Annotated in this window: 10 protein-coding genes; 4 read left to right on the plus strand and 6 right to left on the minus strand. The window is 64.8% G+C overall.

Annotation, left to right across the window (positions count from 1 at the left end):
- Positions 1 to 28 precede the first annotated feature (28 nt).
- Positions 29 to 2,311 carry a ComEC family competence protein gene (locus tag M9955_25635; protein MCO5085029.1) on the plus strand — a complete coding sequence of 761 codons (2,283 nt, stop codon included), beginning with the start codon at positions 29 to 31 and terminating at the stop codon, positions 2,309 to 2,311.
- A 42-nt stretch (positions 2,312 to 2,353) separates the two neighbouring features.
- Here M9955_25635 and lexA read toward each other — a convergent pair whose 3' ends face one another.
- The 6 genes from lexA to M9955_25665 all read right to left on the minus strand — a co-directional run bounded on the left by lexA (position 2,354) and on the right by M9955_25665 (position 8,686).
- Complete coding sequence (gene lexA / locus M9955_25640; GenBank protein MCO5085030.1) at positions 2,354 to 3,067, minus strand: transcriptional repressor LexA; 714 nt, start codon at positions 3,065 to 3,067, stop codon at positions 2,354 to 2,356.
- Positions 3,068 to 3,211: 144 nt separating this feature from the next.
- Positions 3,212 to 4,414: a molybdopterin molybdotransferase MoeA gene (locus M9955_25645; GenBank protein MCO5085031.1), complete on the minus strand. Its 1,203-nt coding sequence runs from the start codon at positions 4,412 to 4,414 to the stop codon at positions 3,212 to 3,214.
- 5 nt (positions 4,415 to 4,419) lie between these two features.
- Positions 4,420 to 4,905, minus strand: coding sequence for a cyclic pyranopterin monophosphate synthase MoaC (gene moaC, locus M9955_25650; protein MCO5085032.1), 486 nt, complete (start codon positions 4,903 to 4,905; stop codon positions 4,420 to 4,422).
- Positions 4,905 to 5,720, minus strand: coding sequence for an indole-3-glycerol phosphate synthase TrpC (gene trpC, locus M9955_25655; protein MCO5085033.1), 816 nt, complete (start codon positions 5,718 to 5,720; stop codon positions 4,905 to 4,907). The genes moaC and trpC overlap by 1 nt, the downstream gene beginning before the upstream one ends.
- Positions 5,721 to 5,776: 56 nt before the next feature.
- Positions 5,777 to 6,787 (minus strand): anthranilate phosphoribosyltransferase, encoded by a 1,011-nt coding sequence (gene trpD, locus M9955_25660; GenBank protein MCO5085034.1) that lies wholly within the window; start codon positions 6,785 to 6,787, stop codon positions 5,777 to 5,779.
- Positions 6,788 to 6,793: 6 nt separating this feature from the next.
- A complete protein-coding gene (locus tag M9955_25665) occupies positions 6,794 to 8,686 on the minus strand; it encodes a SurA N-terminal domain-containing protein (protein MCO5085035.1) in 1,893 nt (630 codons plus the stop codon).
- A gap of 143 nt (positions 8,687 to 8,829) precedes the next feature.
- Here M9955_25665 and tpiA point away from each other — a divergent pair, with 143 nt between their 5' ends.
- From tpiA to M9955_25680, 3 genes are all read left to right on the plus strand, one after another.
- Positions 8,830 to 9,594, plus strand: coding sequence for a triose-phosphate isomerase (gene tpiA, locus M9955_25670; GenBank protein ID MCO5085036.1), 765 nt, complete (start codon positions 8,830 to 8,832; stop codon positions 9,592 to 9,594).
- A 133-nt stretch (positions 9,595 to 9,727) separates the two neighbouring features.
- Complete coding sequence (secG, locus tag M9955_25675; GenBank protein MCO5085037.1) at positions 9,728 to 10,150, plus strand: preprotein translocase subunit SecG; 423 nt, start codon at positions 9,728 to 9,730, stop codon at positions 10,148 to 10,150.
- Between the two features lie 221 nt (positions 10,151 to 10,371).
- Positions 10,372 to 11,682 carry a L,D-transpeptidase gene (locus M9955_25680; protein ID MCO5085038.1) on the plus strand — a complete coding sequence of 437 codons (1,311 nt, stop codon included), beginning with the start codon at positions 10,372 to 10,374 and terminating at the stop codon, positions 11,680 to 11,682.
- The last annotated feature ends 84 nt before the right edge of the window (positions 11,683 to 11,766 follow it).

Consider the following 11,766-nt stretch of genomic DNA (forward strand, 5'->3'; position numbering starts at 1 on the left):
CGTCGCGTTGCCAAAAGAGACCGTCGAAATGGTCCGGCGTTTGCGCGCACTGGGCGATCGCCTCGCCGGGATGGCGGCGCGGGAGCTTGCGCGCGGCACGCCGTTCAACTTCGTGCCGGTGTTTCTGGCTACCGGCGCGCTGGCTTACTTTGCCGCCAGTCGCGAACCGCCGCTCCACCTGCTGCTCGCCGCCTGCGGGGTCGCTGGCATCGCCGTTTTCGCACTTCGTCGCTGGACAGGCGCGCAACTGGCGGCCTGGGCGGTTCTCTTCGTCGTCCTCGGCGCGGTCTTCGCCAAGCTGGAGACGCTCGATGCCGGCACGAAGATGCTCGGCGCGGAGGTGACCACGCGTCTCACGGGTCGCATCGTCGCGACCGATCATCTCGCCAACGGGCGCGTGCGGCTGACGCTCGACATCGTCTCGACGGAGCGGCCAAAGCTCCGCTATGCACCGGACAGGGTGCGCATTACAGCCCGGGCGATCGCCGCGGATGTTCGCGCGGGAGATATTGTCGCCGGGGCCGCACGTCTTCTGCCACCGCTTGGAGCGACCCGGCCGGGTGGCTACGACTTCGCCTTCGAAAGCTATTTCGACGGCGTCGGCGCCACCGGTTTTTTCCTCGGCGAGCCGAAGCGGGTCGAATTGTCGGCCGAGCCGGATTTCGAGGATCGCTTCAACGCCGTCGTCGAGGATGCTCGCGACCGTCTCGCTGCGCGTATTCGCAGCCATATCGGCGGCGCGGAAGGCGAGATCGCCGCCGCGCTGATAGCCGGTGTGCGGGCCGGCATTCCCGAGGACGTCAACGAGGCGCTGCGGCGCACCGGCCTTGCGCATGTGCTCTCGATATCGGGACTGCACATGGCGCTTGTCGCGGCCACCATCATCGGCTCGCTCCGCTTCGTCTTCGCCTGTTTCCCCAGGTTCGCCTCGCGTCACCCGGTTCGGAAGTACGCCGCGTCGGCGGCGCTGATCGCGCTCGCGATCTATTTGTTCGTCTCCGGAAACCAGGTGGCGGCGCAGCGCAGCTTCATCATGATCGCCATCATGCTGATCGCGTTGCTGTCCGACCATGCGGCGTTGACGATGCGTAATCTCGCGCTGGCTGCGACCGTCGTGCTGGTGGTGTCGCCGCACGAGGTGGTCGGTCCCAGCTTCCAGATGTCGTTCGCGGCGACCGCAGCCCTCATCGGCGCCTATGCGGCATGGTCGCAACGGGAGAGGCACGGCGCGGGCCGTGTTCCGGGCGTGAGACATCCGGCTCTCCGGGCGCTGCGACTGGTGTTCTTCTACGTTGTCGGACTTGCCGCGACGTCGCTGCTGGCCGGTGCCGCAACGACGATTTTCGGCGCGCATCATTTCCAGCGCGTTTCGCCGCTGTCGCTCTTCGCCAATCTCGCGGCCATGCCGATCGTTTCCGTGCTGGTCATGCCTTTCGCCGTCCTCGGTCTGCTTCTGATGCCGGTCGGCCTCGACGGTGTGGCGTTTGCTGTGATGGGAGAGGGGCTGCGGCTGATGAACGCCGTCGCGGCGTGGTTCTCGGCGCGCTCGCCGCTCGACGCGATCGGTCTGGTGGCGCCCGGCGCCGTCATCTGCATGACGCTCGCGCTTATCTTCGCCACGCTTCTCACAACGTGGCTGCGGCTCATCGCGGTACCTTTCGCGCTTTTAGGCAGCGTGCTGCTGTTCTTTCCGCCCCGGCCCGAAATATTCGTGTCCGACGACGGAAAACTCGTCGCTATGCGGACTTCCTCCGGCACGGTTGCGGTGAACAGAAACCGCCCGAACGCTTTCACGCTCGATGGCTGGATGCGCGCTTTAAACAGTGAGACGAGCGTCAAGCCGCTCAAGGTGGACGACGCGGCTTTCGATGCGTTGTCCAGTTCATCTATCGCGCAGGCAGGCGGAGACGGCGGGCGTTTCCGCTGCACGGAGAATTCGTGCATCACTTCCAGCGCGAGCGGGCAGATACTGATAACGTCAAGCGCTGAAATGGCGCGCAAGGCCTGTGAGACGGCGCGCATCGTCGTAGTCGATGACGCAACTTTCGATGGACGTTGCGCCGATCCGCACGCTCTCGTCATAACGCGTCGGGAACTTGCGCGTCGCGGAAGCGCAATGATCGACGGCAACAACAGCGTTGTCTTCGCCATCCGCGAGCCATACCGGCCGTGGCACGAACATCGCCGGTTCTCCCGGGAGGCGAGGGGATTGGCGCCGTGGCAGCCGGATCGTTCCAGAAAACCGGACAAGGCATCGGCGGATGCCACGGCGACTGACGACAAATCCGGCACAGTAATCGCCGTTCCCTAGGGCATCGCGCCGAAACCCGGATCGGACCCGGAGTGAGTCCTCTCAGTATTTGCGGATCAATCCGACCAGCTTGCCCTGCACCTTAACGCGGTGTGGTCCGAAAATCTTCGTCTCATAGGCAGGGTTTGCCGCTTCGAGCGCGATCGACGCGCCCTTGCGCCGGAAGCGTTTCAGCGTCGCCTCCATGTCGTCGACAAGCGCCACCACGATCTCGCCGGGATTGGCGTTCGTCGCGTGGCGGATGATCACCGTATCGCCGTCGAGAATGCCCGCCTCGATCATCGAATCGCCTCTTACCTCAAGCGCATAGTGCTCGCCGCCGGTCAGCATCTCCGGGGGCACGGCGATCGAATGGGTCTTATGCTGGATGGCGTCGATCGGCACGCCGGCAGCGATGCGGCCCATGACAGGAATGGAGACGGCGGTCGATTCGTCATCGTTGCTCGCTGCCGGACGCTTGGCCGGCTCAGGCTTGCGACCGAGGCTTCCCTCGATGACGCTGGGCGAGAATTTTCGTGCCGCGTTGAGGCTGGGCATCATCGTCTCTGGCAGCTTGATCACTTCCAGCGCGCGCGCACGGTTGGGCAGGCGGCGGATGAAGCCGCGCTCTTCCAAAGCGGTGATCAGACGATGGATGCCCGATTTGGACGCAAGATCCAGCGCATCCTTCATCTCGTCGAAGGATGGCGGCACACCGGCCGCCTTCAGCCGCTCGTGGATGAACATCAGCAATTCGAGTTGTTTGCGCGTCAGCATCTGGCGGACCTCGAGAATCGCGTAAAAAACAAAACCAGAACAAACACTATCTGTTCCAGTTGTGTTCCGCAACCGTTTAAAGTTTAATGAATTTGGTAAGGTCTCGGCAGCTTTTTGGCGCGCTGCGCGCGATGCTGGCGACCTTCAGCGCAGCAGTATCATCCGGCAGGCGGACCCGGCGGGTGCGGCGGGCGCAAACGGTTCGCGCACGATCAGGGCGTTGGCCGAGGCGAGCGTCCGCAGCATGGAGGAATCCTGCACGTCGAAGGCGCGGACGCTGAACCCTCCCTCGGTGCGTGTCGCGACGGCGCGAATATAGTCCTGCCGCAGATCGTTTGCCGGCATGGATGTTTCCAGCGTCGCCTCGACAAGCCTCGGTGTCCAGTTGCGGCCGGACAGCCGCGCCAGCAAAGGCCGCAGGAAGAGGTGCGAGCAGACGAGGCTCGCCACCGGATTGCCGGGCAGGCCGAGGCAACGGGTCCGCCCGAGCCGGCCGAACATCAGCGGTTTGCCGGGGCGCATCGCGATTTTCCAGAAATCGAGCGCCATGCCTTCGCCGGTCAGCACCCCGTGAACGAGGTCATGATCGCCGACGGATGCGCCGCCGAGCGTCACGACGACATCGGCGTCCGCACGGAGCGCCTTGCGCACCAGCGCGGTAATCGCCTCGACATCGTCGGTCGCTATGCCGAGATCCATGACGCGTGCGCCGGCGGACTCCGCAATCGCGGCGACGCCATAACCGTTCGACGCGATGATCTGGCCGGGGCCGGGCTCGCTGCCCGGCGGCAGCAACTCGTCTCCCGTGGCGATGATGGCGACCAGCGGCCGTGCGACGACCGGAAGCTCCGCATTGTTGCCCGCTGCCACCAGCGAGAGCGCCGCAGGATCGACCGTACGGCCTTTTTCGAGCAGCCTGTCGCCCTCGGCGAAATCCAGTCCGCGCAACCTTATGTTCTTGCCTTGCGCCGTCGGCTCGACAATCTCGACATTGTCTTCATGTGCCCGTGTGTTTTCCTGGATGACGACCGTGTCCGCGCCTTCGGGCATCGGCGCGCCCGTGAAGATGCGCACGGCCTCGCCCTCACCGACACGCCCCGCAAAAGGCCGGCCGGCCGGCGCCTGGCCGATGATCTTGAGCGTAGCGGGCAGGGAAACGATGTCGGCGGCGCGCACGGCGTAGCCGTCCATGGCGGACGCATCGAAGGGCGGCTGCGTGCGGCGTGCAAAAACATCGGCGGCAAGCGTCCGCCCGGTGGCGTCCGACAGCGGTATCATTTCTGCCGGCTTCGGCTCCGCTCCATCGAGCAGCTTCGTCAGCGCGTCGTCAACCGGAAGCAATGACATCGGTTTCACCCGGCGCGAAAATCGCCCGACTTGCCGCCGGTCTTTTCGATCAGGCGGACGTCGGAGATGACCATGGCGCGGTCGACGGCCTTGGCCATGTCGTAGATGGTGAGGCAGGCGACGGAAGCCGCCGTCAGCGCCTCCATCTCGACGCCTGTCTTTCCGGTGACGCGCGCCAGCGCGGTGACCCGGAGTCCGGGAAGCGTCTCGTCGGGCTCGATCTCGACGCTTACCTTCGTCAGCAGCAGGGGATGGCACAGCGGGATGAGTTCGTGCGTCTTCTTTGCCGCCATGATGCCGGCGATGCGCGCGGTGCCGAGCACGTCGCCCTTCTTCGCGTTACCGGCGAGGATCGTGTCCAGCGTCTGGCGCTGCATCTTCACGCTTCCCTCGGCAGTCGCCGTGCGTTCGGTCTCCGGTTTTGCGCCGACATCGACCATATGCGCTTCGCCGGAAGCGCCGATATGGCTGAGAGTGGGTGAGGCCGCCATCAGGCAGCGGGCGCGGCGACCGCCACGCCTTCGAGCAGGAGCCGCGTCGCCGCCGTGACATCCGCCTGCCGCATCAGGCTCTCGCCGACGAGGAAGGCGCCGATGCCGGCGCGCGCCAGCCGCGCGCAGTCGGCATGTGTGAAGATACCGCTTTCGCCGACCAGCAGCCGGTCGCCGGGCACCATGCCGGCGAGCCGTTCCGAGGTTTCGAGACTGACGTCGAAGGTGCGCAGGTTGCGGTTGTTGGTGCCGACGAGGCGTGACGAGAGCTTAAGCGCCCGTTCCATCTCGGCCTCGTCATGCACCTCCACCAAAGCATCCATGCCGAGGTCGAAGGCCGCATCCTCCAGCGCCTTAGCCAGGTCGTCGTCGACGCTCGCCATGATGATGAGGATGGCGTCCGCGCCCCAGGCGCGGGCCTCGGCCACCTGATAGGTGTCGAACAGGAAATCCTTGCGCAATGCGGGCAGGCTGACGGCTTCCCGCGCTGCAGTCAGGAATTCCGGCGCACCCTGGAAGGATGGCGTATCGGTCAGCACCGAGAGACAGGCGGCGCCACCGGCCTCGTAAGCCTTCGCCAGCGCCGGAGGGTCGAAATCGGCGCGGATGAGCCCCCTGGACGGGCTGGCCTTCTTGATCTCGGCGATCAGGCCGAATTTGCCGGCGGCGCGTTTTGCCTCCAGCGCCCGAAGAAAGCCGCGCGCCGGAGCCTGATCAGCGGCTTTTGCCCTGATTTCGGCAAGCGGCGCGCGGGCCTTCGCTGCGGCGATCTCGTCGCGCTTGTAGGCTTCGATGCGTTTCAGAATGTCGGCCATGTCAAAGGCTCTTTTGCTGTCCGCGCCTCAATAACAGAAGGGCGCGACCCTTGCCATCACGCGTTGGAAACGCGTTCGAGATCGGCCAGCACGCTTGCTGCCTTGCCGCTGTCGATCGACCTGGCCGCCTTTTCGATGCCGTCCTGCAGCGTCTTCGCCTTGCCGGCGACCACGAGCCCCGCGCCGGCGTTCATAAGAACCGTGTCGCGATAGGCGCCCGCCTCGCCGGAAAGCACTTTCCTCAATGCCTTCGCGTTGAACTCCGCGTCACCGCCGCGCAGCGCTGCACGGTCGTGACGCTTCAGGCCGAAATCCTCCGGCGTGATGACGAAGCTCTGTACCGCGCCCTCGATAAGGGCAGACACATGCGTCTCGCCGGCGGCGGTGATCTCGTCGAGCCCGTCACCATGCACCACCCAGGCGCTCTCCGCGCCGAGATTGTAGAGCGTCTCGGCCACCGGGCCAACCCATTCCGGCGCGAACACGCCAACCATCTGGCGCTTCACGCCGGCCGGATTGGAGAGGGGGCCGAGCAGGTTGAAGATGGTGCGGGTGCCGAGCTCAACGCGCACCGGCCCGACATGCTTCATCGCCGGATGATGCGCGGGCGCGAACATGAAGCCGATGCCGGCTTCGCTTATGCACCGGGTGATCGATGCGGGTTCGAGATCGATCTTGATGCCGAGCGCCGTCAGCACGTCGGCCGCGCCGGTCGATGACGACAGGCCGCGATTGCCATGCTTGGCGACGGGTACGCCGCAGCCTGCGATGACAAAGGCGGACGCGGTCGAAATGTTGACGCTGTGCGAATTGTCACCGCCGGTGCCGACGATGTCGATCGCATCGGCCGGAGCGTCCACGCGCAGCATCTTGTCGCGCATGGTGGCGACCGCGCCCGCGATCTCGTCGACCACCTCGCCGCGCACCCGCAGCGCCATCAGGAAGCCGCCCACCTGTCCCGGCGTGGCATCGCCGGACATGATGATGTCGAAAGCGTCCTTCGCTTCCTCGAAGGTGAGATGGCTGCCGGAAGCAGCCTTCGCGATAAAGGGTTTCAGCGCGCTCATGTCGGCTCAGAATGCCATGGCGCGCTCGACCGCGCCTTGATCGATACGAACATCGTATTCCGCCTCCAGGCGGGAAACCAGCTGGTCGAGCAGATCGTCCGCCAGTCCCGAGGAGAAGCTTGCCTTCGTCTGGTCGGGAAGGGCGCTGCCGTCGGCGCCGGCCGGCTCGAACACCTCCGTCACCTTGAAGACGATCTGCGCGTCATCGGTCGGCGCCGGCGCGAGCCCGGTCTGGCCTTCGGCGATCGCGAAGACCGCGGCGACGCCCTCCTGACCGAAATCGGCGTCGTCAGCCTGCCGCTTCAGGCCACGTTTGGTCTGCTTTTCCAGATTCAGCTCGGTGGCGGCCGCGTCGAGCGAATCGCCATCCTTCACGCGCTTCTCCACCCCGGTCGCCTTCGCCGCGAGCCGCGTCCTCGTTTCGTCCGCTTTCCAGTCGGTAACGACGCGCTCGCGAACCTCGTCGAGCGCCCGTTCGCGGGCAGGAGTTATGCCCTCGACCTCGAAGAAAACAAAGCCGTTGCTGCCGATATTGATCGCGTCGTTCTCGACATTCACTTCGGAATCGAACGCGGCGGCCAACACCTCAGCCGACTGCGGTATGTCGTTGACGATCGTGCCGTCCGGGCGCTGCGCGCTGCGATCGATCGCGTCGATCGTCACCACCTTCAGGTTGAGCTTCTGCGCGGCCTCCGCAAGCGACGCGCCGCCGGCGCGGGCGTCCTCGTAGCTGTCGTGCACGTCGAGCAGCACGCGGCTCGCCTCCGCGACGGCCAGCGCCTTGCGGATCTCGTCCTTCACCTCGGCGAGAGGCCGGACGACTTCCGGCGTGATCTCCGTCACGCGCACCAGGACCGGACCAAAGGCTCCCTTCACGACCGGGCTCACCTCGTTGACCTGCAGCTTGAACGCGGCTTCAGCGACGGCGGGGTCGGAAACCTTGTCCCTGGTCAGCGTGCCGAGCTGGACGTCGGCCATCGACCGGCCCTCCGACGCCACGAGCTGGTCGAATGTCGAGCCGGCCTTCAGGCTGTCGGCAGCCACCTGCGCGGCTTCCTCGCTCGCAAAGACGAGCTGTTCGATCTTGCGCATCTCCGGCGTCGAATAGCGCGCCGCCTTGTTGGCCTCGTAGTCGCTGGCGACCTGTTCGTCGCTGATCGCGGATTCGTCCGCGATGTCCTCCGGCTCGAGCTTGATATAGGAGATTTTGCGATATTCCGGCGCGCCGTAATTCGCCTTGCGCTCGTCGAACCATTTGGTGAGGACGTCGTTCGACGGCTCCTCGATCGGCTCGACGAGGCTTTTGGGCAGCACCAGGAACTCGACCGTCCGATCCTCGCCCTGATAGAGCGCAACGGCGCGGTAGAAGGCAGTGGGCGCCTTGAGGCCGTCGGATACCGCCTCGACGATCTGCTGGCGCACGGCAACCTGCTCGCGGTTGCGCAGATAGTCCTCGGGGCGCATGCCCACCTGCTGCAACACGTAGTTGAACTGATTGCGGTCGAACTTGCCGTCAGGTCCATGGAAAACGGCATCTTCGGCCGTCAGCGCGGCCACGCGCTCGCGGGAGACGCCGAGGCCGAGCGTGCGCGCCTGTTCGTCCAGCACGGCGCCGGCCACGAGCTGCGCCAGCACCTGGCTCTCGATGCCGAGGGCCTTTGCCTGGTCGCGCGTCAGCCGCATGCCGAACTGCTGCGACATGACCGACATCTGGCGGTCGTAGGCGAGCCGGTAGTCCAGCGCCGAGACGGTTGTGCCGCCGGCGGTGATGACATTCGTCCCGCCCATGCCGGAAATCATCTGGCCCGAGATTCCCCATACGGCGAAGCTCCCGACCAGCAGGATCAGCAGGAGTTTCGCCACCCATGTCGAAGCGGCTTTTCGGAGACTGTCGAGCATTGCCTGTTCCGGTGGTGCGCGTGTTCGGCGCGTTCTTGCGCAAGGGCAATAGCGTCCTTCTCCGCCAGTGTCGATTGCTTTGTGGCTTGATTTTGGTAGTGAAAGCGCCGCGGCCGGGTTCGGCCTTGGGGAGATATCGGCCGATGACACTTGGCATCCGCCCGCTTGTCGCGGGAAACTGGAAAATGAACGGCACCGGCGCTCAGCTGGATGAGCTTCGCGCCATAGGGCACGGCTTTATGAGTGGTCTCGATGCCGAGACGGAAGCGCTTGTTTGCGTGCCCGCGACGCTTCTGACGCGTGCCGCCGCCATTCTGTCGGCGACGCCCGTCAAGACCGGCGGTCAGGATTGTCATGCCAAAGCCAATGGTGCGCATACTGGCGACATCTCGGCGGAGATGCTGAAGGATGCCGGCGCGTCGCATGTGATCGTCGGCCATTCGGAGCGTCGCACCGACCATGGCGAAACCGATGCCGATGTCCACGCAAAGACTGAAGCGGCGTGGCGGGCGGGACTGGTGGCCGTCATCTGCATCGGCGAAACGCGCGGCGAGCGCGAGTCCGGCGCTACGCTCGACGTGCTTTCCAGACAGGTCGCCGGCTCGGTGCCTCGGGAGGCGACCTCAGCCAACACCGTGATCGCCTATGAACCGGTGTGGGCGATCGGCACGGGCCTGACGCCGACATCCGCTGATGTGGCCAAGGCGCATGCCCATATCCGCGCGAGGCTTCGGGACTTGCTGGGCGATGGAGCGGAAAGGATGCGCATTCTCTATGGCGGCTCGGTCAAGCCGTCGAATGCGGTCGAGCTTCTGGGTGTTGCCAATGTCGACGGGGCGCTGGTCGGCGGCGCGAGCCTGAAGGCTGCGGATTTTCTCGGCATCGCGGAAGCATACCGGTCGATCTGATCAATTCGCGTTGTAATCACGCAGGCCCTCACCATATTGGCGCAGGGCTTGGAATTGCCACGAAACCGTTGTAGTGAGCCGCCTCTGCCGCGAGCGCCTCGCTTGATTTGTTGCCGAAGGCACCTGAACGACCATGCAAACAGTTCTCATCGTCATCCATCTCATGGTCGTGCTGGCCCTGGTCGGCGTTGTGCTGCTTCAGCGCTCCGAAGGCGGCGGTCTGGGCATTGGCGGCGGTTCCGGCTTCATGACGGCGCGTGGCGCGGCGAATGCGCTGACCCGTACGACGGGCATCCTTGCCATTGCCTTCTTCGCCACCTCGCTGGCGCTGTCCATCCTCGCTCGCTACGGCGAGCGTCCGACAGACATTCTCGATCGGGTGCCGTCGCAGTCCGAGCAGGCGCCGGGCGGCGCCGGTGTGCTCGACCAGCTCGGCGGCGGCACGACCACGCCCGCGGCTCCCGCGCCCTCCGAGTCGACCACGGCCCCCGCCGCGGGTGGCGAGCAGACTGCTCCTGCGACGCCGTCCCAGCCGCAGGTTCCGACCGGCCAGTAGTGATTGTTCAGACAAACGTTGTTCAACGATAACGGCGGGCATTTCCGTTTCCGATCACAGTTGAGTGAATTTGCTACTCGCGATGCATCGTGACGGCGACTGTTGCAGCGCTGCAATTGAGTGGAAGCCCGTTGTTCGAATATGAGTGACCGGCGGCAGGGCGCAGTTTTCCGAACCCTGACGTGTGTTTGTAACATCAGAGCATTTTGGGATTATACCTCATGCAACTCCGTGGCCTCGTCGCGTTGACGTTGTGCGCCTTGATCGGCGCCATCCCGGCAGCTCTTGCCGCCGGTCAGCCATCCACCATCATTACGCAGGAATCCTCGGCTTCGGCGCAGAATCCCAAGCAGGATTCCAAGAAAGTCGTGAAGAAGAAATCCAAGGCATCGGTGAAAAAGGAACTGACGCCGGAGGAGAAGAAGGCGGCCGAGAAGAAGAAGCTCGCCGACGAAAAGGCCCGGAAGGAAGCGGAAAAGAAGAAGCTGGCGGAAAAGGCGAAAGCCGAAGCCGCCAAAAAGCTGGCGGAAAAGAAGAAGGCCGAAGAAGCCAAGAAGCTTGCCAAGGCCAAGGAACTGAAAGCCAAGAAGATTGCAGCCGCCAAGGAGGCCGAGGAACGCAAGGCGGCCGCCGCGAAAGCCGCTGCTGAGCGGAAGGCGGCTGCTGCCAAGGCGGCTGAGGAGCGCAAGCTGGCTCAGGCGAAGGCAGCCGAGGAACGGAAGGCCGCCGCCAAGGCCAAGGCCGATGCCGCGCTGGCCGCGAAACTGGCAAAGGAGAAGGCTCAGGAAGAGGCCCGACTCGCCAAGCTGAAGGCGATCGAGGATGCCAAGCAGGCGAAGATCCGGGCCGCGGAGGCTGCGCGTCAGGCCGAGATCGCCCGGCTGACGTCCATGGAGATCGCGAAAACCGGCAACAACGGCGAATTGCGCAGCGAAATTGCCGCCGCGCCCAAGCAGACCGGTTTCCTCGGCCTGTTCTCCAGCACGCCGAAGGCTTCGATGCTGGCGGAAACCCGCGCGCTCGACGCCGTGCTCGAACAGCGCGACGCCAAGAAGAAGTTCCGCGTCAAGGAGGACTTCGAGCCGCGGACCGTCGAATTCCCCGGCTACGACGCCGGCACGATCGTCATCGATACGTCGTCGCGCTATCTTTATCTGGTCCAGTCCTCGTCCAAGGCACGTCGCTACGCGATTGCCGTCGGCAAGGAAGGCCTCCAGTTCAAGGGCAGCGTCACCGTCGGCGACAAGCAGGAGTGGCCGCGCTGGATTCCGACGCTTGAAATGCAGAAGCGCGATCCGAAGAAATACGGTCCCTACAAGGACGGCATGGCGGGCGGTCCGGACAATCCGCTCGGCGCGCGCGCCATATACCTCTATCAGGGCAAGAAGGACACGCATCTGCGCATCCACGGCACCAACGCGCCTGAGACGATCGGGACAAGTTCCTCCAACGGCTGTTTCCGCATGGTGAACGAGCACGTTCAGGATCTTTACAGCCGCGTGAAGGTGGGAACCCAGGTCATCGTGATGTAAGGCTTTGGGCAGCGTGCGATCGAGGCCGCCTGCGGGCGGCCTTTTCTTTGGCGCGCCGCTCAAGTAGACCGCGCGTGAAGGAAG

It is taken from the genome of Rhizobiaceae bacterium, assembly GCA_023953845.1.
GTDB lineage: Bacteria > Pseudomonadota > Alphaproteobacteria > Rhizobiales > Rhizobiaceae > Arvimicrobium.